The sequence below is a fragment of the Cryobacterium breve genome, assembly GCF_004402375.1.
GTDB lineage: Bacteria > Actinomycetota > Actinomycetes > Actinomycetales > Microbacteriaceae > Cryobacterium > Cryobacterium breve.
On record NZ_SOGJ01000010.1, the window covers coordinates 50671 to 73117 of the forward strand.

Sequence of the window (22447 nt, forward strand, 5' to 3'; positions counted from 1 at the left end):
CTCCCCAAGGTCGTGTCGCGCCACGGATGCGACGTTGCGGAGCCATCCCGGCCGCACGCTCAGGTCGGCTCGTAGTCTGCTCTGCACACCCCTGCCGAAAGGACTCCTCATGACCCGCTACCAGGTCGACAGCGAAGCCGTGCTCCACACCACCGCCGTGGCCCGTGCCTCGATCGGACGCATCCAGAGCGAAGTAGCCGGGCTCATCGCCCAGCTGACCGCCCTGGAGGGGTCGTGGTCGGGGCAGGCAGCGACCGCGTTCCAGACAGCCGTCACCGATTGGCGGGCCACTCAGCAACAGGTGGCCCAGAGCGCCGAGGCTCTCAACATGGCTCTGAACCAGGCCGGCCAGCAGTATGCGGAAATCGAACAGGCGAACGCGCGCCTGTTCCTGCGTTGAAGGCACCTTAAACGACGCAGGGCGCCCCCGAAGGAAGCGCCCTGTGTTGTGGAACGGTGAAACAGTCGAACCGTGAAGCAGTCCGGCGGTGGGGACCTAGAAGTCCATTCCGCCGCCCTGGTCGCCGGCCGGAGCCGGGTTCTTCTCCGGCTTGTCGGCGACGACGGCCTCGGTGGTGAGGAACAGCCCGGCGATCGACGCGGCGTTGAGCAGCGCGGAGCGGGTGACCTTTACCGGGTCATTGATTCCGGCGGCGAGCATGTCGACGTACTCGCCGGTCGCGGCGTTGAGGCCCCAACCGATCGGCAGGTTGCGCACCTTGTCGGCGACAACGCCCGGCTCCATGCCGGCGTTCAGGGCGATCTGCTTGAGCGGAGCGTCGATGGCAACCTTGACGATGTTCGCGCCCGTTGCCTCGTCGCCGACCAGTTCGAGCTTCTCGAACGCGGTCTTGCCGGCCTGGATGAGTGCAACGCCACCACCGGCGACGATGCCTTCTTCGACGGCAGCCTTCGCGTTGCGGACGGCGTCTTCGATGCGGTGCTTGCGCTCCTTGAGCTCAACCTCCGTCGCGGCGCCGGCCTTGATGACGGCAACGCCACCGGCGAGCTTGGCGAGACGCTCCTGGAGCTTCTCACGGTCGTAGTCGCTGTCGGTGTTCTCGATCTCGCTACGGATCTGCTGGACGCGTCCGGCGATCGCCTCGGGGTCGCCGGCACCTTCGACGATGGTCGTCTCGTCCTTGGTGATAACGATCTTGCGGGCGTTGCCGAGAAGGTCGAGCGTGACGTTCTCGAGCTTGAGGCCGACCTCTTCGCTGATGACCTGCCCACCAGTGAGGATGGCGATGTCCTGCAGCTGGGCCTTGCGACGGTCACCGAAGCCGGGAGCCTTGACGGCGACCGACTTGAAGATTCCGCGGATCTTGTTCACAACGAGCGTGGCCAGGGCCTCGCCGTCGACGTCCTCGGCGATGATGAGGAGCTGCTTACCCGTCTGGATGACCTTGTCCACGATGGGGAGCAGGTCCTTGATGTTGGACACCTTGGAGTTGACGATCAGGATGTAGGGGTCTTCGAAGACCGCTTCCTGACGGTCGGGGTCGGTCACGAAGTACGCGGACAGGAAGCCCTTGTCGAAGCGCATGCCCTCGGTGAGCTCCAGCTCGGTGCCGAGAGTGTTCGACTCCTCGACGGTGACAACACCCTCCTTGCCGACCTTGTCGATGGCTTCGGCGATGATCGCGCCGATTTCGGCGTCTCCGGCAGAGATGGACGCGGTGGCCGCGATCTCTTCCTTGGTCTCGACCTCTTTGGCGTTGGCGATGAGTTCGGCGATCACGGCAGCCGTGGCCTTCTCGATGCCGCGCTTGAGGCTGATGGGGTCTGCGCCGGCCGCGACGTTGCGCAGGCCTTCGCGAACGAGCGCCTGAGCCAGGACGGTGGCGGTGGTGGTTCCGTCGCCCGCGACGTCATCGGTCTTCTTGGCGACCTCTTTGACGAGCTCGGCACCGATCTTCTCGTACGGGTCGTCGAGCTCGATCTCTTTGGCGATGGACACGCCGTCGTTGGTGATCGTGGGGGCGCCCCACTTCTTCTCCAGCACCACGTTACGTCCGCGCGGGCCGAGGGTGACCTTGACAGTGTCAGCGAGGATGTTCAGGCCACGCTCAAGGCCGCGACGGGCCTCTTCGTTGAAAGCAATGATCTTTGCCATATGTGTTTCTCGTCCCTCCCGGACGTTACCAAAACGGTGATGGGTTGGCACTCAAACAGAGAGAGTGCCAAGTCGATTCTGGCACTCTGGGGTCGAGAGTGCAAGTGAACGACAGGGGCTACGGCACGAGCACGACCGAGCCCCGGTCCGTCGGGACCAGCTCGATCCACGTGTTGCCGGCAGCGAGTCGGATCGTCACCCCGAAGTCGTCGACCAGACGGATGGGCGCGGTCTGGTCGGCCTTGGACCAGACCGCGTGCAGCGACTTGCCGCCCGACGCGACCCAGGCCTCCCCCGACCCGATCATTGTCGTCTTGGGAACGTCCGGGTAGGTGTCGTCGATGGCGACGCGCAGAACCACCACGTTGGTAGCCCGGAGCTGCGCGCCCGTGGAGTCGAGGTCGGGCGCACCCTCCTGCGAGCGCAGGAACACGGCACTGGGCGCGTCCCACGTCCAGCTGGGCCAGCGGGAGGTTGAGAATGTGGAGTCGATCGCCGAGACGGGGTTACCGTCTACGGCGGCAGAGGAGCCCTGGGCGGTTGCGGCGTAGGAGAACTGTTGTGGCGGCGGCAGCAGGGTGGAGTTGCGCTCCACCAGCTCGGACGCCTCCAGAATGACGTCATGCGGGGCATCCCTGTCGTCCGCTCGGGCGAAGAGGCCGGTGTCATCGTTGTCGAATGCGGCATTGAGCACAGTGGTCGCTCGCATCATGTCGATGAACTGCTGTTGTCCGCCGGAATAGGCGACGATGCCGCCGAAGGGAGCAACGATGTCCGGATCCATCGGACGGATCGAGCGCACAGGACCAACCAGGTCAGGGATATCGGACTGCCACACGGCGACGTACCGGGTCAGGCCACCCTCGACGAGTTCCTCGAAGACGAGGTCCGTGCGCTCCAGCGCCAACTGAGGCCTGGCCTGTTCGTGGTTATCGATCTTCGCGGCGAGTGCCGGGTGCGCCAGGCTGCCGACAGCCACACTCGTTCCTCGCAGCGGCGCCACGTCCGTGGCGGCGGGAGCATCGTAGGTGGAGTCCCACGGAAGGCCTCCTGCGCTCCCCGACGACGTCGGCGCATCATCGCCTCCGGCGCACGCGGTGAGCAGCATGAGGGAGGGAAGCAGTACGGCACCGAGCATCCGGAGGTACCGAGATGCCGGTGCCGCACGACGTCGCTGCGGGTGGATCACAATTCTGGCTGCCACGTGTTTCGATGTCACGCCCCACACACTAACCCGGCTTCAACACCGCGTCGGTTCGACCCGAGGCGCAATCCGAAAATGCTGTTCGAACTGCAACTCACGACACCGAATCGGTGTCGACCGCTGCCTCCCCCCGCTGGATCAGACCGGACGAACTGATTCTGCTTGGGGCCCCTTCGCCCCGGTACCCAGTTCGAAGATGACGTGCTGTCCTTCTTCGAGAACCTTGTAGCCGTGCATGTCGATGGCCGAGTAGTGGACGAAGACATCCTGGCCACCTCCATCAACCGTGATGAAGCCGAAACCCTTTTCAGCGTTGAACCATTTGACGGTTCCGTTCGCCATGTGTAACTCCCTGTTGCTGTGAATTCGTCGACACGCGCCCGCTGGCCGTACCGGGCCTGGCGCAGTGACTGCGTCCATCACGTCCGACCAGTGGAATACGCCTCTTGCGAGGGCGTCAGGATGAACGCATGAGCGACCAATATCCAACTTACGGAAGCCGGGAGAGAACGAAAGGGGGTTGACGTGCGATCGTCGGACGTATAGGCGAAGGGCTATTCGAGAGGCTGATAGTCATTTCCGACGACGACCGTCAGAGGGGCAGCGGAATCGGCGAATTCGCTGGAAAGCAGCACCTCGGATCCGGGGAGAGAGGCGGCGACGCCACGGGCCGCGCCTTCCAGTGTCTCGTCGGCGTAGTACACGATCGTGGTCGGAACATCCTCCGTGCTCGCGTTGTCGAGTTCACCGAGGGTCCAGCCCTCAGCCTCGAGCAGCTCCCCCACCGACCGCGCGACACCTTCACCTGCCGTTCCGTTCAGTACGGTCACGGCCAGGGTCGGGTCCACCGTCGCGGCAGGACCAGGCACGGGCGCCTCTGCGGTGCTCGCGGGGTCACTGGTCTCGGCTGTGCTCGGTGCGGTGCTCGTGCCCGGGAGCTCGAAGTTCAGGCTGCTGTTCAACATGGCCAAGCCGGCGACTCCGGCGCCGACCAGCACCACTGTGGCTCCGAGAGCCCACCAGAAAGCGATCCAGCGACGTCCCTTCTTTCCAGGGGCGCGGTGAGCGCCCACCCGGTCCAGGGGGTGCGGGAGGTGGTCGAAGCGGTCTTTCGCGTAGGAAGTCGGCATCGTCAGGCTGTGTCAATCCTCTGGGAGCTCATCTGGGAGCTGAATGTCAATGTTGGCAGCATGCTGGTCAGGGCGTCACTCGGCGGGGCGCAGCGACCGGTCGGCGCGCGCGCGCGACCGGGCGTCTCGCATCCGTTGCAGGCGTTTCACCAGCATCGGGTCGTGAGCCACCGCGAGCCGAGAATCGATCACAACTCCCAATATTTGATAGTACCGGGCGGCCGAGAGACCGAACTCAGCCCGGATCGCCTGCTCCTTCGCTCCCGCGTGCTTCCACCACCGCCGTTCGAAGGCGAGCATCGACTGGTCGCGAACGGTGAGTGCCGCCGGCTCGGCCGGGTCGGGAATCGAATCAGAACCGGATGTCCCGTCCATCTGCCACCTCCCTCATCCCGCCCAGTCTATTTGCCCTGGTCTCCGCACTCGCTGAGTCCACGGTCACCGCGGTTCGGTCGCCGTGCCCGGGAACGCTTCCGGATCAAGGAATACTGCCACGGCGCGTTGAGTTTAGTGTTGGTACGTACAGATTTCGACCGCTCCCCGGTCGAGCAGGAAGGACGGAACATGGACCACGAGGTCGAGAAGTCGGATGCACAGTGGCGCGCGGAATTGAGCCCCGAGCAGTATGCCGTTTTGCGCGGTGCCGCGACCGAGCGCGCCTGGACCGGTGAGTTGCTTGATGAGGGCCGCTCCGGGATCTACACCTGCGGGGCCTGCAATGCCGAGCTATTCAAGAGCGGCACGAAGTTCGACTCCGGTTGCGGCTGGCCGAGCTTCTACGAGTCGGTGCGCCCCGAAGCGGTCGAACTGCTCGAAGACCGCACGCTCGGTGTCGTGCGCACCGAGGTGCGCTGCGCGAGTTGCGGCTCCCACCTGGGACACGTCTTCGACGATGGATTCGGAACGCCCACCGGCGACCGCTACTGCATGAACTCCATCTCGCTCAACTTCAAGCCGGTCGAGTAAGCGGTGTCAGCGGTCCTCGATGCGGTCGGTCAACGACGGTCCCACTCCAAGGTGACCGCCCAAGCGCCGTCCCACGAGGAACTGCTGCCGCTGGTGAGCATCGCAGCCCGGGTCGCCGACCACGGGGCACTACGCCCATGGCGCTTGATCGAGGTGCGCGGTGACGCTCGTCTCCGTCTGGGCGCCGCGCTGGTGGAGGCCGCCGGGCTGACCGGGGACGAGTCCGCCAAACTCGCCGCCAAACCCCTGCGCGCTGAACTTCTGATCGCCATCGTCGCGAGCCGCCGTGAGAGTGACTCTGTGGCCGTCTGGGAACAGGATGCCGTCGCAGCCGGTGTCGGCCACATGCTGAGTCTCCTCCTGACTGATCAAGGCTGGGGCGTCATGTGGCGCACCGGCCCGCTCACCCGCTCAGAACCCGTGCGCAAGGTCCAGGAGCTCAGCGCATCCGAAGAACTCCTCGGCTGGCTCTATGTCGGCGGCGTACCGGACGGTTGCAAGCAGGGAGTGCGGCGGTTGATCGACCCGTCGGACTACCTCAGAGAACTCTGAGCCGTACCAGTTCTGAGCCGTACCAGTTTGGAGCCGTACGACTTCTGCGCCATTTCGCTACAGGGCCGGCCACGGGACTTGAACCCGTAACCCCCACTTTACAAGAGTGGTGCGCTACCAATTGCGCCAGGCCGGCATGAGGCGAAAGCCGCCTCGACACACCATCCTAAATCACGAAACCTGCCCGTGGGGCCACGCCCCGGCCGGGATCAACCTGCTGGTGCAGGCTCGGGAGTCGGCGTCGAGGTGGAGTAGGTCTCGCCGGCCGCCTGCAGAACGAATGCCGCGAATTCCTTCGGGTCGTCGAGTGCACCGACGTACTGCTTGCCGTTGACGAGCACTGTAGGCGTTCCCGTGATGGCTTCGACCTCGGTCTTGGGAAGCGGTCCGGACACGGCCCGGTCGGTTGAGGCGATCACCCAGGACTTGAAGGTCGTGTCATCGATGCACTCGTTGATCTTCGACACCGCCGAGCTCACGCCAGCCTTCTTCACGAGCCCCTTGATGGCCGCATCGTTGTGACCGACGGTGCCTTCCTCGGGCTGCTCATCGAAGAGTGTGGCGTTGAAGGAGTAAAAATCATTGGGGGCGTAGTTCGCGACGCAGGCAGCGGCGTTGGCGGCCCGAAGCGAATACTTGGATCCGGACGACTTATGGGTCAGGATCGACACCGGGTGAATCTCAACGGTCGCCGCGCCCGACGTGACCCACTGGCTGATCTGGTCACTGTTCGCGGTCTCGAACTGGCTGCAGAACGGGCACAGGTAGTCAGAGTAGATGCGAATGTCGGCAACGGTTCCGGTCGCGTCCGGCTCAGACGGGATCGGTTTGGCGTCGGGCTGGAGAGCTGTCGTGGTGACCGGGGTCATCCCCTCACCGATCAGCACACCGTCGCTGGCCATATTCGCCGGCCCAGGGCCTACCGGGGGGATCGAGTTGATGATGACCAGGGCAATGACGGCGACAACGGCGACCCCCGCCGCGGCGATGACACTTCGAAGGGCGACCCGGTTGCGACGGTCCTTCTTCTTCTGCTGTTCGCGGATCCGTTTGGCTTTGGTGCGTACAGCGTCGCGTCGATGATTCTTAGTGGGACGGCCATCGCCCGATCCGCCAATAGTCATAAATGCTCGCTCCGAAGTAGGTATGTGCAAGGGCAAGCCTTTTGCGAATGCCTCCCAAATAGTAGGTCCCCTTTCTGGGAAACGACCAGACGAGGCCGGTCGGCAGGCCGGGCGCACCTTTTTCCGCTGATCGGGTGCTCTCCCCGCCATGTCATACTGAAGGAGCTGACCTGTAGCCCATGACGCGCTACCGGCATAGCAACCCATCACAACGGATCGTCCGGCACGTACCTGCCGGTGAAGGAGAAAACAACCATGGCTTCAGTCACATTCGACAAGGCAACCCGCTTATATCCGGGTTCCGCCATTCCTGCCGTTGACAAGCTCGACCTGTCGGTCGCCGACGGAGAGTTCCTCGTGTTGGTCGGCCCGTCCGGCTGCGGCAAGTCCACGTCCCTGCGCATGCTCGCCGGCCTCGAAGAGGTCAACGACGGCAACATCTTCATCGGTGAGCGCAACGTGACGGATGTCCCGCCGAAAGACCGCGACATCGCCATGGTCTTCCAGAACTACGCTCTCTACCCCCACATGACGGTTGCGGAGAATATGGGCTTCGCGCTCAAGATCGCCGGCGTCAACAAGGACGAGCGCGCCACCCGCGTTCTCGAAGCCGCGAAGCTGCTCGACCTCGAGCCCTACCTCAGCCGCAAGCCGAAGGCACTCTCCGGGGGGCAGCGCCAGCGCGTCGCCATGGGCCGCGCCATCGTGCGTCAGCCCCAGGTCTTCCTGATGGACGAGCCGCTGTCGAACCTCGACGCCAAGCTGCGCGTGCAGACCCGCACCCAGATCGCCTCACTGCAGCGCCGCCTCGGCGTCACCACGGTGTATGTGACCCACGACCAGACCGAGGCCCTCACCATGGGCGACCGCATTGCGGTGCTCAAGGACGGCGTCCTGCAGCAGGTCGGCACCCCACGAGACCTGTATTCGAAGCCGAACAACGTCTTCGTTGCCGGATTCATCGGCAGCCCGGCCATGAACCTCTTCCTGGCCGACACCGTCGACGGTGGCATCAAATTCGGCACAGCGACGATCCCCGTTCCCCGCGAGACCCTGGCCGGCTCCACCGGCAAGAAGGTCACGATCGGCGTTCGCCCTGAGGACATCCACCTGTCCACAACGCACGGCGAAGGCCTCGAAGTCGCCGTAGACCTCGTCGAGGAGCTCGGCGCCGACGGTTACCTCTACGGGCACTCCACGGTCGAAGGCAAGCGCACCGACATCGTCGCTCGCGTCGATGGCCGTTCGCACCCGTCCGCGGGCGACACCGTCTACCTCACCCCGACGCCGCACCACATGCACGTGTTCGACGCCGAGACCGGCCTCCGCCTCGGTGGTGCAGTCGCCGACTAGTCTTCGACGAAGAGGAACGGCGACTCACAGGAACGGCCGGAGGGAGCATGCTCCCTCCGGCCGTTTTGTCGTTCCCCGACCCGGTAGTCCGCCGGTAAACTCAGGTCATGAGCGGTTCTCTCAACATCACGTCGGCCACGGCCGATCCAGCCCTGCTTGACCTTCCCTGGCACCTCCCGCTCGACGCCTGGCCGAACGAGAACATCGCGGCCCTGCCCAAGGGAATCTCCCGGCACCTGGTGCGCTTCGCGCACCTGAGCGGACGTGTCGTCGCCATCAAGGAAACCACCAGCGAGATGGCTAAGCGCGAGTACGAGATGCTCCGCACCCTACAGGGACTCGAAATCCCCTGCGTCGAACCCCTCGCCGTGATCACCAACCGCACCAACGACGACGCCGAACCTCTGAACTCCGTCCTCGTCACCCGGCACCTCAAATTCTCCCTCCCGTACCGCGCCCTGTACTCGCAGACCCTCCGCCCGGACACGGCGACCCGCCTGGTCGACGCCCTGGCCCTTCTGCTCGTACGCGTGCACATGGCGGGCCTGTTCTGGGGCGATGTCTCCCTGTCCAACACCCTGTTCAGGCGCGATGCCGGCGCGTTCGCCGCCTACCTGGTCGACGCGGAGACCGGGCAGCTCTACCCGGGCGGTCTGTCCAACGGCCAGCGGGAGAATGACCTGGAAATCGCACGCGTCAACATCGCGGGCGAACTGATGGACCTCGAAGCCGGCGGCCGAGCGGCCGACGAGCTCGACCCCATCCGGGTCAGCAACGGAATCGTCGCAGCGTACCGTCTGTTGTGGAAGGAGCTCACCGGTTCGGAGTCGTTCTCCAGCTCCGAGCGCTGGCGCATCACAGAGCGCGTCGAACGTCTCAATGACCTCGGCTTCGACATCGAGGAACTCGCCATCAAGACCGACAACACGGGTACGACCGTGCGCATTCAGCCGAAGGTCGTCGATGCCGGCCACCACCAGCGCCGACTCCTGCGACTGACGGGGCTCGACGCCGAGGAGAACCAGGCCCGGCGCCTGCTCAACGACCTCGATTCCTACCGGGTCTCGTATGGTGACCCTGAGGCCGACGAGGAGATGCTGGCGCACGAGTGGCTGGTGCGCGTCTTCGAACCCGTCATCCGGGCCATCCCCCGCGATCTCAAGGGCAAGCTCGAGCCGGCAGAGGTCTTCCACCAGCTGCTCGACCACCGCTGGTTCATGGCCCAGAACCAGTCCAGGGACATCCCGCTGGCGGAGGCCGTCACCTCCTACGTCAAGGATGTTCTGCGGCACCGCCGCGACGAGGCCACCGTGATCGAGCCGGTCACCGGCGAGATCACGATTCCGATCGACGTCACCGACGACGACACCGCCGCTCTGGCGGACGCCGCCGAGTCCGCCGCAGACGATGAGGCCGACTGGCGCCTCAAGGTCTGACGCAGTCGGGTTCCGCGGGGCTGATTCACCCCGCCGAGACGCGAGGCGTCTTCCGGCAGGGTTAGGACGCGGAGGCGGCTGCGGCCGCGGCTGACTTCGCGACCTTCACGGCCTTGGCTGCCGCGCGCAGGCGGGAGACCTCGTACAGGGTCACTCCGGCCGCAATCCCGGCGTTCAGCGATTCGGCTGAGGCACTGATCGGGATCGATACGATCGCGTCGCAGGTCTCGGTGACGAGGCGGGACAGGCCTTTGCCCTCGCTGCCGACGACGATCACGATCGGGCGCTCGGCGAAACCGATACCGAGCTCAGGCAGTTCGGTATCACCGTCGCCGGCGAGGCCGATCACGAGCACACCGCGTTCCTTGAGCGCCTTGAGCGACTGGGTCAGGTTGGTGGCCATCGCGACCGGCAGGCGAGCTGCGGCACCGGCGGAGGTCTTCCATGCCGATGCGGTCACGCCGACGGAGCGACGCTGAGGCACGATCACGCCGTGACCGCCGAACGCGGCCGTCGAGCGGATGATGGCGCCGAGGTTACGGGGGTCGGTGATGCCGTCGAGGGCGACGAACAGCGGCTTGTGTCCGCGGCTGATCGTCAGCTCCAGCAGCTCCAGCGGCTCCGCGTACTCGTAGGCCGGCACCTTGAGCGCAAGGCCCTGGTGCACCGAGTCCCGGCCGGCCAGGCGGTCGAGTTCCGGACGCATGACCTCGAGCACCGGGATGCCGCGAGTCGTCGCCAGGGTGAGGACCTCTTTCACCCGGACGTCCATCTCAATCCGTGTGGCGATGTACAGAGCCGTGGCGGGGATCTTCGCCCGCAGCGCCTCGAGCACGGAGTTGCGCCCGGTCACGACCTCATGCTCGTCGATCTGCTTCGCCCGGCGGGTGGATGATCCGCCGCCGCCGGTGTTACCGGTGGTGGCAGCGCGCGGCGCGCTCTTGGGGCCCGCGGAGCTGCGGCTGCGACCGCCGCCGGCCGCGACGAAGCGGTCGGCAGCCAGTTTGCGCTTGCCGGCGGGGTGGTACGGACGGTCTTCGGCCTTGGGCGTGGGCTTCTTGCCCTCGAGTGCCTGGCGCCCCTGGCCGCCGGAGCCGACCTGCGGTCCCCGGCTGCCCTTGCGCACTGCCCCAGTACGGGACTTGCGGTCTGTGTTCTTCATCAGTCAAAACTCCAATGGGCACCCGAGGGGGTGTCTTCGATGGTAATTCCGGCGGCGACGAGCTCGTCCCGGATACGGTCTGCGGCCGCATAGTCGCGGCCCTGCCTTGCGATTTCTCGGTCGTCGAGCAGTCGCTCGACAAGGGCGGTCAGTGCGATCATGGCCGGTTCGTCCGTCGATACCGCCCACCCGGGCGATAGCGGGTTGATCCCGAGGACCTCACTCATAGCGAGCACGTGTCCACGCGCGGCGGCCGCGGCGTGCAGGTCTTCGGCGTCCAGCGCCGCGTTGCCCGTGCGCACGGTTTCGTGCAGCACGGCCAGAGCCTGAGGAACTGCCAGGTCATCGTCCATGGCCGTCGCGAATTCGTCCGGGACGATCTCCACGCCGGATCCGGCGAAACGGGTGTCGGCCAGGCGGCGGTCAGCGCGGTCGAGAAAGCTCTCGATCCGCTCGAGGGCCGCTTCGGCCTCCACGAGGGAACCCTCGTGGTAGTCGATGGTGGATCGGTAGTGGGCCGCGCCGAGGTAGTACCGCACGACGATCGAGCGAGCCTGGTCGAGCAGCTCGGCCGCGAAGACCGAGTTGCCGAGCGACTTGGACATCTTCTGCCCGTTCACGTTCACGAGCCCGTTGTGTACCCAGTAGTTCGCGAAACCGTCGCCGGCGGCGGCGGACTGAGCCAGCTCGTTTTCGTGGTGCGGAAAGCGCAGGTCAAGGCCGCCGCCGTGGATGTCGAACCGTGCGCCGAGGTAGCGCGACGCCATGGCCGAGCATTCCACGTGCCAGCCGGGTCGCCCTGCTCCCCAGGGGGACGCCCAGGAGGCCGATTCCGGTTCGTCGGCCTTGCGTCCCTTCCACAGAGCGAAGTCCCGCGGGTCCTTTTTGCCGCGCGGGTCGGCATCCACTGCCGCCTCCATGTCGCCGCGGCGCTGACGGGTCAAATCGCCGTAGCCGGGCCAGCTGGCCGTGTCGAAGTAGACATCGCTGGAGCCGTCGTCGGCCGGATAGGCGTGACCGCGCTCGATCAAGCGGCCGATGAGGTCTTGCATCTGCTGGATACTGGCGGTGGCTCGAGGTTCGTAGCTGGGGGCCAGGATGCCGAGCCGTTGGTAGCCGGCGGTGAACTCCAGCTCGTAGCGATAGGCCAGGGCCCACCACTCCTCGGTGCCGCGAGCGGCGTGGGTGAGAATCTTGTCATCGATGTCGGTGACGTTCCGCACGAACGTGACGTCGAAGCCGCGGTAGGTGAGCCAGCGGCGTAACTGGTCGTAGACGAGTGCGCTGCGCAGGTGGCCGATGTGGGGAGAAGACTGCACGGTGGGTCCGCAGACGTAGATGCCCACCGCGCCGGGCGTGAGGGGAATGAAATCGCGGAGGGCCTGGACCCGGGAATCGTAGAGTCGCATTGTCACGCTTCCCAGCTTAGGTCAGGGTCTGCCGGCTGCCACGGGAGAATGAGCGCTGTCGCAATGGCGGCGATTCCCTCGCCGCGCCCCGTGAAGCCCAGGGCATCCGACGTCGTCGCGGAAACATTGACCGGCGCCTTCAACAGGCCGCTCAGGATCGCCTCCGCTTCGGCACGGCGGGGGCTGAGCTTGGGCCGGTTGCCGATGATCTGCACCGCGACGTTGCCGACCCGGAAGCCGGCCTCGGCTAGCAGGCGCAGTGTCTCCTCCACGAACACGTCACCGTGGGCACCCTCGAAGCGCGGATCGGAGGTGCCGAAGACCCCGCCGATGTCGCCGAGTCCGGCGGCGGACAGCAGGGCGTCGCAGATCGCATGCACGGCGGCGTCACCGTCGCTGTGCCCGGAGAGACCACGCTCCCCCGGCCACATCAGCCCGGCCAGCCACAGTTCCGACTCGTCATCGAAGGCGTGAACGTCGAGGCCGGTGCCGACTCGAGAGGCGGACGCGGCCGGTTCCCGCACGCTGAGTAGGGACTCGGCGCGGCGCAGGTCCCACGGAGTGGTGATCTTGAAAGCCAGGGGGTCTCCGGCGATCACGGTGACCGGGAAGCCCGCGGCGGCCACCACACCCGCATCGTCTGTGGCCGCCGCGGTGGCGCCGGCGGTTGCGGATTCGAGCATGTCCCGCGGGAAGCCCTGGGGGGTCTGGACAGCGGACAGCTCGGCACGGTCCACCGTGCCGAGGATCACTCCGGAGGTCGTGACGTTCTTGATGGTGTCGACCAGAGGCAATCCGGGAACGATCCCGTTCCCGGTGGCCCGCACGGCATCGACGACGGCGTCGCAGAGCGCGGCAGGGGTGAGGGCGCGCGCCGCGTCGTGCACCAACACGATGCGCACGCCGGGCTGCAGGGCTGCCAGCCCGCGGTCAACGGATTCCTGCCGGGTTGTGCCGCCGGCCACCACATCGACGGATGCCGCACCGCCGGCCCGGCCTGCGATCCGACGTGCCTCGGCGAGGTGGCTGTTCGGTGCGACGACGATGACCTGGGCAGGGTCGCGCATGCCGAAAACGGCGAGCAGGGAGCGTTCGAGCAGCGTGCGCCCGGCCACTGTGACGAACGCCTTCGGCTGCGGGTGCCCGAGCCGGTTGCCATTGCCCGCGGCGACGACGATGACCGCAACCTGGGGCACAGGGGAATCATTCATGTCAGGAGGCTATCTGGTGAGGTCGGCGGCGAGTAGACGCGGAATCGGGGCGGTGAGGGGAACGCGAAAGGCGGCACCTTTCGGCGCCGCCTTCCAGCGAAAGCAGTTCAGGATGTTTCAGGGCCTGCTCCGGATCAGGAGGCAAGAACCTCGTCGAGAACCGTGGAGGCCTTCTCTTCGTCGGTCTTCTCGGCCAGGGCGAGCTCGGAGATCAAGATCTGACGAGCCTTGGCCAGCATGCGCTTCTCGCCGGCGGACAAGCCGCGGTCTTGGTCGCGGCGCCACAGGTCGCGAACGACCTCGGATACTTTGATCACGTCACCGGACGCGAGCTTTTCCAGGTTGGCCTTGTACCGACGCGACCAGTTCGTGGGCTCTTCGGTGAAGGGCGCTCGCAAGACCTCGAACACCTTGTCGAGACCCTCTTTGCCGATCACGTCTCGAACGCCGACCAGGTCGACGTTCTCAGCGGGCACCTCAATGGTGAGGTCGCCCTGAGTGACATTGAGCTTCAGGTACAGTTTTTCTTCACCCTTGATCATCCGCGTCTTCACCTCGGTGATCGTCGCGGCTCCATGGTGGGGATAAACGACAGTTTCGCCAACCTCAAAAAGCATGTGTGTATATCCCTTCAGCAACGTCTAGGATACCACAGCTGTCGGTGGTAGGGTTCGCCGCGCCTTCGCACGCGCCGTGCGGCCCGGTGTAAGCCAGTAGGCTGGAGCGAAAGCTAATTTTGCGGCGTTTGGCCATCGGGCAAAACGGTGAACTGTTGTGGAGGCCTTGTGAGAGCTCGAACCATCGTGTCCGTCGTCCTGGCGGCCGGCATCCTGCTGGGGACCAGCGGCTGCAACCTCTTTGCTCCGCAGTCGACGACCGCCAAGTACGACGCGAGCGATGGCGTGAGCGGCGATGTCGGCGACCTCGCCATCCGCAACGCAATCCTGCTGTCCGAGGAGGGCGCGGTCGCCAATCTCGTGGTCACCGTCGTCAACTCGGGCGACACGGCGCAGAGCCTGAACGTTCAGTACGACGACGGCTCCGACAAGGTCAACCAAAAGGTGAACGTGGATGCGAACTCCAGCGTGACCCTCGGCACGGAGGACGCTCCCACGGTCACGGTCACGGCCGACCTGGAACTCGGTTCGCTGTTCCCGGTGTTCTTCCAATACGGCGGCGAAACCGGCGTCGAGGTACTCGTTCCCGTGCTCGACGGCAGCCTCGGCGAGTACTCGACGCTGCTGCCGACGCCCGCCCCGTAGGGCGGGCGCGCGGCGCGCTCAGGCGTCGAAGCGGTAGCCGAGGCCGCGCACGGTGACCAGCATCGTCGGGTTCGACGGCGTGGCCTCGATCCGCGACCGGATCCGTTTGATGTGCACGTCGAGGGTCTTGGTGTCGCCGAAGTAGTCGGTGCCCCAGACCCGGTCGATCAGCTGACCCCTGGTCAACACCCGGCCCGCATTGCGGAGCAGGAATTCCAGCAACTCGAATTCCTTCAGGGGCAGGTTCACAATCTCGCCGGACACTGTGACGGTGTGCCGTTCGGTGTCCATGCGCACGGTACCGGCTGCCAAAACGCTGAGGTCCTCACCGGCTTCGTCGATGCGTCGCCGGGACACGGCCCGGATGCGCGCGAGCAGTTCCCTGGTCGAGTAGGGCTTGGTCACGTAGTCATCGGCACCCAGCTCGAGCCCCACGACGATGTCGACCTCGGAGTCTTTGGCGGTCAGCATGATGATCGGCACCATGGACCGTGTGCGGATTTCCCGGCAGACCTCCGTACCCGGAATGCCGGGCAGCATCAGGTCGAGCAGGATGAGGTCAGCACCCGTACGGTCGAACTCCGTGATGGCGCTCGGACCGTCCTCAGCGACCGTGACCTCGTAGCCTTCACGTTCGAGCAGGAAGCTCAGCGGCTCGCTGAGCGCGCTCTCGTCTTCGACCAGCAGGATGTGGCTCACAGGGTGTCTCCTATCGCCGCCGGAGCGGGGTGCGGCGCCTCGGGGAGGCGGATGGTGAATGTCGATCCGCTGCCGGGCTGGGACCAGACCCGGATATCGCCGCCGTGGATCAGAACGATGTGCTTGACGATCGACAGTCCGAGGCCCGTGCCGCCAGTGTGCCGGGAACGGGCCTGGTCGACGCGGAAGAAGCGCTCGAAGATCCGCTCGAGGTCGGCTTCCTCGATGCCCACGCCCTGGTCCGTGACGCTGATCTCGACGACGCCGTCATGGCGACGCACGCCGACGCCGACCCGGCCGCCCTCGGCGGAGTAGTTCACGGCGTTGGACACCAGATTGTGCACCGCCATCACGAGCAGGCGCTCGTCGCCGTTCACTTCGGCGCCGGACTTCTTCCCAACGGCGATGGTGATCTGTGCCGCGTCGGCAGGGACCCGGTTTTGATCGACCGCGGCCGTCACGATGGCGTCGACGCTCAGGGTCTCGGGTTCAGTGAGGGAATCCTGCGCCTGAAGTCGCGAGAGTTCGATGATCTCCTGGGTCAGCCGAGTGAGCCGTCCCGACTCGGTGGTGAGACGGTTCGCGAAGCGGCGCACCTGCGCCGGTTCGTCCGCGGCCTGATCGAGGGCCTCGGCCAGCAGCCCGACGGCGGCAATGGGGGTCTTCAACTCATGGCTGATATTGGCGACGAAGTCGCGCCGCACCTCGTCAAGGCGGAACGCCTCGGTGCGGTCCTCTGCCAGCAGCAGCACGTAGCGGGTTCCTAGTCGGGCCAGCCGCACTCGCACCCGCATGCTGGCATCGCCGAAGGGCCCGCGGGAGAGGACCAGGTTCTCTGAGATCGGTTCCCCGGTGCGGCGCACCTGGGCGATCAGGTCGAGCACCTCGGTGTGCACCAGCTGGCGGTTCCAGACCAGCCCCATCGACACAGCAGCCTGAGACGCCTTGATCACGTTGTTGGACGGGTCGACCACGGCACCGGCTGTCTCGAGCGCGTCGAGCACCTGGTCGATCCCATCGGGAACGGCCGGGTTCACCACCTCGGCCGCCCGTCGCCCGTGGCGCTCGGCCACGTGCAGAAGTGTCATGAATCCGGCACCGACGGTGAGGCCCAGTGCCAGCGCCAGCAGCACGAGCCCTGTCGATTCCATTTATCCAGATTACTGACACTTATCGGGGGCAGGTGACCCAGTCGCCCCGGCACGCAGACTACTTTAGGTAGTGTTCAAGACCACGGCACCTGCCGTTAACCTCACTCCCCCATGATTACCCGGGGCCCAGGTGGGTCTCACGTGTCTGCGCGTTACGCGCGCCCAGGAAGGACCACACACCATGCGTGAAGTATTCCAGCAGGAACTCGCCGAAGTGCAGGATCGCCTCGTCGAGATCTCGCGCCTCGTGGCGATTTCCATCGACAAGGCGACGCGCGCGTTCAACGAGTCTGACGTGGGCCTCGCCGAAGAAGCGATTTCCGAAGACGAGAAGATCGACGAGCTGACCCTCGAACTCGACGAACTGGCCATCACGATCCTCGCCCGCCAGCAGCCGGTGGCCCGCGACCTCCGGATCGTCGTCAGCGCCCTGCGCATCAGCGCATCGCTCGAGCGGATGGGCGATCTGTCCACGCACATCGCCCAACTCGCCCGCTACCGGTTCCCCGACAAGGTCGTGCCGAAGAGCCTGCGCGGCACGTTTGCGGAGATGGGCTCGCTCGTCACGGCGATCGCGAAGATGCTCACCGAACTCCTCACGAACGAGGACATGCTGCTGGCCGAGACCATCCGCAATGAAGACGACAAGGTCGACGCGCTGCACCTGAGTGTCTTCGACGCCGTGCTCGGCGAGACCTGGAAGGGCCAGGCCATCGACACGGTCGACTCCACCCTCGCCAGCCGCTACCACGAGCGTTTCGCCGACCACGCGGTCTCGATAGCCAAGAAGGTGCAGTATCTCGGCACCGGTGCCTGGCAGCAGAACACAAACGCCTAGCACCGGGCGCTCGCTCGATTCGGCAGCACCCACGAGAAAGCCCCGGAAGCACATGCTTCCGGGGCTTTCTCGTTCGAGGTGGGTGAGGGCGGATGCCCTACTTCTTTTTGCCCTGAGCTGCGACCGCTGCCGCGCCGGCGGCAGCGGCTTCCGGGTCCAGGTATCGTCCGGGGCCGAGCGGCATCATGTCTTCGCCGAGGCGGTACACCAGCGGGATGCCGGTGGGGATGTTCAGCTCGGCGATGTCGGCGTCGCTGACGCCGTCGAGGTGCTTGACCAGGGCGCGCAGCGAGTTGCCGTGGGCGGTGACGAGAACAGTCTTGCCCGCACGCAGGTCGGGCGTGATGTCCGACTCCCAGTAGGGCAGCATCCGGTCGACGACGTCACTCAGGCACTCGGTGCGGGGCAGGTCTTCACCCAGGTTCGCGTAGCGGACGTCGTGCGCCTGGGACCAGGCGGAATCGTCGGCCAGCACGGGCGGCGGCACGTCGAACGAACGACGCCACAGCTGGAACTGCTCCGGACCGAACTTGGCGAGGGTCTCCGCCTTGTCCAGGCCCTGCAGGGCGCCGTAGTGGCGCTCGTTGAGACGCCAGGAACGCTTAACGTCGATCCACAGCCGGTCGGCCTCCTCGAGCGCGATGTTCGCGGTCTGGATGGCGCGGGTAAGTAATGAGGTGTGCAGAACGTCGGGCAGCAAGCCTGACTCGGCGAGGAGCTCGCCGGCGCGCTTGGCTTCGCCAGCACCCTGCTCGCTCAGCCTGACATCCACCCAGCCGGTGAAGAGGTTTTCTTGGTTCCATAGGCTTTGGCCGTGACGGAGAAGGATGAGATTGTATGCATCTGACATGCGTCCAACTCTACCGACGTGCCGGGCGTGCCAGTGCTCAGCTCAGTGGCCGGGGGAGCGGATCCCGAGGCGGGGCAGCCGGGGGATGTCCGCGACGGAACCGGCCGACTGGGGCACGATGACCTCCTGGGCGGCCGACACGAGGATGCCCTGGGACGCCACATAGAGTGTGACCGTGGCGGGGACCGTGCGCTTGACGGTGGCGAGCGCGATCGGGCCGAGCTCGTAGTGGATGGCGCTGGAGGTGATCAGGCCGACCCCCCGGTGCTCGGTGCTGCCGTCCGTCAGCTGCCGCACGGCCTGCACCTCGTCACCGTGCGCCGGAAGGACAGCGTCGGAGCCGTCCAGGTGCAGCATGACCAGCCGGCGCGGCGGATGTCCCAGGTTGTGCACCTTCGCCACGGTCTCCTGGCCGCGGTAGCAGCCCTTGTTCAGATGCACGGCGGTACGGAGCCAGTCGAGTTCGTGCGGCAGGCTCTTCTCGTCGACCTCCAGGGCCCGGCGCGGACGCCAGGCAGCGATCCTCAGCGCCTCCAGGGCAAGCAGGCCGGCGACAGCGACCACGCCGTTGCGCACGGCGTCGCGTAGTTCCGGCAGCGAGGCCCGCGGCACGAGGGTCTCCGTCCACTGCCAGGCGGCCCCCGGGTGCGCCGGCGCATCCGCGTACTGGAATCCGCCTGCGGCCACCTGGTTCCAGGGGTCGTGCCACACCAGCGGCACGCCGTTGGGCGCGGCGGGGGTGGCGCTTGACGGCACCGCCGGATCACCCATGCAACCGATCACGGCCCAGGACGCAGTGTGGTCGACAACCTGCACGCGCAGGGTGAAGCGCATCTTGTCGAGCCAGGCATGCAGTCCCGGCAGCTGGGCCGCCTCGACCAGCAGCCAGGTCTCGACCCCGTCGTCGATGACCTCCATGGCGTACTGGACATGCCCGGTCGGGTCGAGCAGGAGCGTCTCGGTGGACTCCCCCGGGGTGAGGCCGCGCAGCTCCTGGCTCGAGATCGAGTTGAGCCAGCTCAGTCGGTCCGGTCCGGCCACGCTGAGCACGCCGTGGTGGGACAGATCGACGATGGTGCCGCCCGCCAGCAGCCGGCGCTGCTCGGCGAGCGGGCCGCCGTAGTGCGCGGCCACACCGGCGTCGATGCCCTCGGCCTGCACCGCGCCGTCGAGTTCGAGCAGCGGGGACGGGACGGCCAGGGGCGACGGAGATTCGATGGTCATGGGAACTCTTTCCAACTGACGGTTCGACGCCGTGGCGTCAGGATGTTCGGCGCTCGTGAGAACCGGGTCATTCGACGCGCTTGAGGCGGCCGGAGGCGTGTGTGCGCAGGCTCTGCCCGAGGGCGGCGATGTCCCAGGCCCAGAGCAGGTGACCGTCGACCAGACCGTAGAGCCTCGTGGCGGCGGAGTAGGGTTTGGCGCCCTGGGTGCGCATCACGGCATCCGTCGCCAGATCGATGCGGGGACCCTTCACCTGGCCCAGGTAGATTTCGGCGACGCCACCGGGATGCACGATAGTCACGTCGATGTCGAAGCCGTCGTCGGCGTTGCGCAGGTTTTCGACCGCCGCGGCGGTGACGAACGGATGCGCGCCAGCGGCCGGCAGCAGTCCCGGCCCGGGATCGCCGGCACCCTGACTACGACTCAACCGCCAGTACCCGGTCTCGGTCATCAGCGGCGTCTTCTCGTCGCTGCCGCTGTCCGGTTCGGGCTCGAGCCAGGTGTAGGAGCTGTAGTTCAGATGCGGCAGACCGTCGTGGCTGAAGCTCAGACGGTGGCCGAACTCGCGGCTGACGGACTCGTCTCCGATCAGGTAGTCGAGGACTCCCGACCCCTCCCACACTCCGAGCAGCCACGACAGCGGCACAACCTCGGACGGGAGCTGAGTGGGGAGCTCAAACATCGGTGGCTACCGCTGCCCCCGGAACAACTTGAACAGGACCATGCCGGACACCCAGGCGATCGACAGGCTCGCCAGCGCGAGCAGCCCCAGGAAAAAGATTTCGAGAGCGAGGATTGACATGTTTCTAACTCTAGTCCGACCGGAGGACTGAACCCCTAAGCAAGGCCGATCAGGGCGAAAAGGCCGGTTGCGGCGGCGAGCACGATCACGGCGCCGACGAGGCTGGCCGTGACCCGGCTGACGTAACCTTCCTTCTGTCCGGTGGCGAGCTGCACGCAGAGCGTGCCGATCGTGCAGCCGGCGAACGAGAGCCCGATCCAGACCAGCTGCTGGCCGGGCAGGGACAGCCACCCGGTCAGAACGGCGCACACGAGCGCGAACAGCCACACCACGACGACGCTCTTCCACTGCCAGCTCACCCTCTCATTCTGCACTGCCGGGCACCCTTTCCGCGGCACGGTAGGATTGTGCGCACAATCCTTGGAGGGTGCGCGTGGCCCAGTTGTTGATCCTGACCTCGGCGGTCAACAGTGACGTTCTACCCGCCCTTGCCCTGCTCTCCCACGGCACGAGGGTCATCCCGGCGCAGCCTGACCAGCTCGTGACGGCGCCCGACGCCGATCTGATGCTCGTTGACGCGCGCTTGAACCTGATGGCGGCCAAGTCGCTGTGCCAAATCCTGCGGAGCACCGGAAGCACTGTTCCGATCCTGCTGGTGATCACGGAGGGTGGCCTCGCCGCCGTCAGCCCGGACTGGGGGGTCGACGATGTCATCCTTGAGACCGCCGGGCCGGCGGAAGTGGACGCGCGCGTCCGTCTCGCCACCGGGCGAGTGCAACGCACGGAGGAATCCGGCACCATCCGGGCCGCCGGGGTCATCATTGACGAGGCCAGCTACTCGGCCAAGGTGCACGGCCGGCCGCTCGACCTCACCTACAAGGAATTCGAACTGCTGCGCTTCCTGACAGCGCACCCGTCGCGGGTCTTCACCCGCGAACAGCTGCTCAGCGAGGTCTGGGGCTACGACTATTTCGGAGGCACGCGCACGGTGGACGTGCACGTGCGACGGCTGCGGGCCAAGCTCGGCGACCAGGAATCCCTGATCGGCACCGTGCGCAATGTGGGCTACCGCTTCAACGTGGCGGAACAGGACGGAACCCGTGGAACTCATCCGGTCCTCCCCTGATCTGTCGGATGCAGGCTTCGCGGCCGAGTTCCACCGGGTCGCCGCCGCCGCCACTCTCGTCGACGGCTACGCCCCCTTCAATGAGCAGGCCCTGTTCGACGTGGCCGCCGGCCACCGCACGCCCGTGCTGATCGAGCATGCGGACACCGTGGTGGGCGCGGGAATCCTCGGGGGCGGCGAGCTCGACCTCGTCGTGGACCCGGCACGTCGCCGGCTCGGGCACGGCGGTGCCGCCCTCGCCGCCCTCATGGCCGACACGCTCGGCGAGCTCCGCATGTGGTCGCACGGTGACCACCCCGCCGCCCGGGTGCTCGCCGACCGGTTCGGCTTCCTGGCGGAGCGCACCCTGTTGCAGCTCAGACTCGACCTGACGGACCCGGACCGCGCCGGCATCCGTGTCGAGAATCCGGCCGACATTCGCATTGACACGTTCCGGCCCGGGCAGGACGATCGGGAGTGGGTGGCGCTCAACGCACTCATTTTTGCCGCTCACCCGGAACAGGGGGCGCTCACCGAGGGCGACCTGGCCGATCGCCGGAGCGAAGCGTGGTTCCAGGCCGGCGACTTCCTGATCGCTCGCGATGCGGGTACCGGGCGCATGGTCGGCTACAACTGGCTGAAGATCGAGGCCGACGCGCCAGTCGGCGAGATCTACGTCATCGGCGTCCATCCGGATGCCGCCGGCCGCGGCCTCGGCAGGCGGCTCATGCTGGCCGGGCTGGACCGTCTCCGGGAGCGCGGCTGCCGGGCCGCGGACCTGTATGTGGAAGCGGACAGCTCCGCCGCGGTGACGCTGTACCGTTCCCTCGGCTTTTGCGATCGCACCGTCGATGTTCAGTACCGCCGGGGCGCGCGTTAGACAGTGTTCATCCAAGATCGTCGCGTTCGCGCG

General features: G+C 66.3%; 25 protein-coding genes and 1 tRNA gene. 9 read left to right on the forward strand and 17 right to left on the reverse strand.

Annotated features, from left to right (window positions below; all coding sequences use genetic code 11):
* Nucleotides 1–109: 109 nt before the first annotated feature.
* Nucleotides 110–400 carry a WXG100 family type VII secretion target gene (locus E3O65_RS02755; RefSeq protein WP_134362227.1) on the forward strand — a complete coding sequence of 97 codons (291 nt, stop codon included), beginning with the start codon at nt 110–112 and terminating at the stop codon, nt 398–400.
* A 96-nt stretch (nt 401–496) separates the two neighbouring features.
* On the opposite strand, the gene groL is transcribed toward E3O65_RS02755, so the two are convergent.
* From groL to E3O65_RS02780, 5 genes are all read right to left on the reverse strand, one after another.
* The gene (gene groL, locus E3O65_RS02760; RefSeq protein WP_134362228.1) at nt 497–2116 is read right to left on the reverse strand and encodes a chaperonin GroEL; all 1620 of its coding nucleotides are present in this window, start codon (nt 2114–2116) and stop codon (nt 497–499) included.
* Between the two features lie 118 nt (nt 2117–2234).
* On the reverse strand, nt 2235–3335 hold the full coding sequence (locus tag E3O65_RS02765; protein WP_134362229.1) for a DUF3048 domain-containing protein: 1101 nt from the start codon (nt 3333–3335) through the stop codon (nt 2235–2237).
* Nucleotides 3336–3458: 123 nt separating this feature from the next.
* Nucleotides 3459–3662: a cold-shock protein gene (locus E3O65_RS02770; protein WP_134362230.1), complete on the reverse strand. Its 204-nt coding sequence runs from the start codon at nt 3660–3662 to the stop codon at nt 3459–3461.
* Nucleotides 3663–3874: 212 nt separating this feature from the next.
* Nucleotides 3875–4450, reverse strand: coding sequence for a LytR C-terminal domain-containing protein (locus E3O65_RS02775; RefSeq protein WP_134362231.1), 576 nt, complete (start codon nt 4448–4450; stop codon nt 3875–3877).
* Nucleotides 4451–4525: 75 nt separating this feature from the next.
* On the reverse strand, nt 4526–4825 hold the full coding sequence (locus tag E3O65_RS02780; protein ID WP_134362232.1) for a DUF3263 domain-containing protein: 300 nt from the start codon (nt 4823–4825) through the stop codon (nt 4526–4528).
* A 189-nt stretch (nt 4826–5014) separates the two neighbouring features.
* On the opposite strand from E3O65_RS02780, the gene msrB reads away from it, so the two are divergent.
* On the forward strand, nt 5015–5416 hold the full coding sequence (msrB, locus tag E3O65_RS02785) for a peptide-methionine (R)-S-oxide reductase MsrB (RefSeq protein WP_134362233.1): 402 nt from the start codon (nt 5015–5017) through the stop codon (nt 5414–5416).
* Between the two features lie 3 nt (nt 5417–5419).
* Nucleotides 5420–5968, forward strand: coding sequence for a nitroreductase family protein (locus E3O65_RS02790; RefSeq protein ID WP_134362234.1), 549 nt, complete (start codon nt 5420–5422; stop codon nt 5966–5968).
* A 63-nt stretch (nt 5969–6031) separates the two neighbouring features.
* On the opposite strand, the gene E3O65_RS02795 is transcribed toward E3O65_RS02790, so the two are convergent.
* Both E3O65_RS02795 and E3O65_RS02800 read right to left on the reverse strand, forming a co-directional pair.
* Nucleotides 6032–6104: transfer RNA gene (locus tag E3O65_RS02795), tRNA-Thr, on the reverse strand.
* Nucleotides 6105–6177: 73 nt separating this feature from the next.
* Nucleotides 6178–7092 carry a DsbA family protein gene (locus E3O65_RS02800; RefSeq protein ID WP_134362235.1) on the reverse strand — a complete coding sequence of 305 codons (915 nt, stop codon included), beginning with the start codon at nt 7090–7092 and terminating at the stop codon, nt 6178–6180.
* A gap of 255 nt (nt 7093–7347) precedes the next feature.
* Between E3O65_RS02800 and E3O65_RS02805 the strand changes: the two genes are divergently transcribed.
* Entirely contained in the window at nt 7348–8445 is a 1098-nt protein-coding gene (locus tag E3O65_RS02805) for an ABC transporter ATP-binding protein (protein WP_134362236.1), read from the forward strand.
* A 107-nt stretch (nt 8446–8552) separates the two neighbouring features.
* A complete protein-coding gene (locus E3O65_RS02810; protein ID WP_134362237.1) occupies nt 8553–9881 on the forward strand; it encodes a DUF4032 domain-containing protein in 1329 nt (442 codons plus the stop codon).
* A 61-nt stretch (nt 9882–9942) separates the two neighbouring features.
* Here E3O65_RS02810 and rlmB read toward each other — a convergent pair whose 3' ends face one another.
* From rlmB to E3O65_RS02830, 4 genes are all read right to left on the reverse strand, one after another.
* Nucleotides 9943–11043: a 23S rRNA (guanosine(2251)-2'-O)-methyltransferase RlmB gene (gene rlmB / locus E3O65_RS02815; RefSeq protein ID WP_134362238.1), complete on the reverse strand. Its 1101-nt coding sequence runs from the start codon at nt 11041–11043 to the stop codon at nt 9943–9945.
* A complete protein-coding gene (gene cysS, locus E3O65_RS02820; protein ID WP_134362239.1) occupies nt 11043–12458 on the reverse strand; it encodes a cysteine--tRNA ligase in 1416 nt (471 codons plus the stop codon). The genes rlmB and cysS overlap by 1 nt, the downstream gene beginning before the upstream one ends.
* Nucleotides 12455–13663 carry a 2-C-methyl-D-erythritol 4-phosphate cytidylyltransferase gene (gene ispD, locus E3O65_RS02825; RefSeq protein WP_134362240.1) on the reverse strand — a complete coding sequence of 403 codons (1209 nt, stop codon included), beginning with the start codon at nt 13661–13663 and terminating at the stop codon, nt 12455–12457. Before ispD ends, cysS begins: the two co-directional genes overlap by 4 nt.
* A 134-nt stretch (nt 13664–13797) precedes the next feature.
* Nucleotides 13798–14280 (reverse strand): CarD family transcriptional regulator, encoded by a 483-nt coding sequence (locus tag E3O65_RS02830; protein WP_134362241.1) that lies wholly within the window; start codon nt 14278–14280, stop codon nt 13798–13800.
* A gap of 168 nt (nt 14281–14448) precedes the next feature.
* Between E3O65_RS02830 and E3O65_RS02835 the strand changes: the two genes are divergently transcribed.
* Nucleotides 14449–14925 carry a DNA modification methylase gene (locus E3O65_RS02835; protein ID WP_134362242.1) on the forward strand — a complete coding sequence of 159 codons (477 nt, stop codon included), beginning with the start codon at nt 14449–14451 and terminating at the stop codon, nt 14923–14925.
* Between the two features lie 18 nt (nt 14926–14943).
* Here E3O65_RS02835 and E3O65_RS02840 read toward each other — a convergent pair whose 3' ends face one another.
* Both E3O65_RS02840 and E3O65_RS02845 read right to left on the reverse strand, forming a co-directional pair.
* Nucleotides 14944–15624, reverse strand: coding sequence for a response regulator transcription factor (locus E3O65_RS02840; RefSeq protein WP_134362243.1), 681 nt, complete (start codon nt 15622–15624; stop codon nt 14944–14946).
* Nucleotides 15621–16775, reverse strand: a complete 1155-nt coding sequence (locus E3O65_RS02845; RefSeq protein WP_134362244.1) for a sensor histidine kinase — start codon at nt 16773–16775, stop codon at nt 15621–15623. Before E3O65_RS02845 ends, E3O65_RS02840 begins: the two co-directional genes overlap by 4 nt.
* 181 nt (nt 16776–16956) lie before the next feature.
* Between E3O65_RS02845 and phoU the strand changes: the two genes are divergently transcribed.
* Nucleotides 16957–17613 (forward strand): phosphate signaling complex protein PhoU, encoded by a 657-nt coding sequence (phoU, locus tag E3O65_RS02850; RefSeq protein WP_134362245.1) that lies wholly within the window; start codon nt 16957–16959, stop codon nt 17611–17613.
* 97 nt (nt 17614–17710) lie between these two features.
* Here phoU and E3O65_RS02855 read toward each other — a convergent pair whose 3' ends face one another.
* The 4 genes from E3O65_RS02855 to E3O65_RS02870 all read right to left on the reverse strand — a co-directional run bounded on the left by E3O65_RS02855 (nt 17711) and on the right by E3O65_RS02870 (nt 20788).
* Nucleotides 17711–18463 (reverse strand): phosphoglyceromutase, encoded by a 753-nt coding sequence (locus tag E3O65_RS02855; RefSeq protein WP_134362246.1) that lies wholly within the window; start codon nt 18461–18463, stop codon nt 17711–17713.
* A gap of 42 nt (nt 18464–18505) precedes the next feature.
* Nucleotides 18506–19687, reverse strand: coding sequence for a CAF17-like 4Fe-4S cluster assembly/insertion protein YgfZ (gene ygfZ, locus E3O65_RS02860; RefSeq protein WP_134362247.1), 1182 nt, complete (start codon nt 19685–19687; stop codon nt 18506–18508).
* Nucleotides 19688–19754: 67 nt separating this feature from the next.
* Nucleotides 19755–20369 (reverse strand): heme-binding beta-barrel domain-containing protein, encoded by a 615-nt coding sequence (locus E3O65_RS02865; protein WP_134362248.1) that lies wholly within the window; start codon nt 20367–20369, stop codon nt 19755–19757.
* A 155-nt stretch (nt 20370–20524) separates the two neighbouring features.
* The gene (locus tag E3O65_RS02870) at nt 20525–20788 is read right to left on the reverse strand and encodes a hypothetical protein (RefSeq protein WP_134362249.1); all 264 of its coding nucleotides are present in this window, start codon (nt 20786–20788) and stop codon (nt 20525–20527) included.
* Nucleotides 20789–20862: 74 nt separating this feature from the next.
* Here E3O65_RS02870 and E3O65_RS02875 point away from each other — a divergent pair, with 74 nt between their 5' ends.
* Together E3O65_RS02875 and mshD are read left to right on the forward strand one after the other, a co-directional pair.
* Nucleotides 20863–21555 (forward strand): winged helix-turn-helix domain-containing protein, encoded by a 693-nt coding sequence (locus E3O65_RS02875; protein ID WP_134362250.1) that lies wholly within the window; start codon nt 20863–20865, stop codon nt 21553–21555.
* Nucleotides 21530–22414, forward strand: a complete 885-nt coding sequence (gene mshD, locus E3O65_RS02880) for a mycothiol synthase (RefSeq protein WP_166785631.1) — start codon at nt 21530–21532, stop codon at nt 22412–22414. The genes E3O65_RS02875 and mshD overlap by 26 nt, the downstream gene beginning before the upstream one ends.
* Nucleotides 22415–22447: the final 33 nt, after the last annotated feature.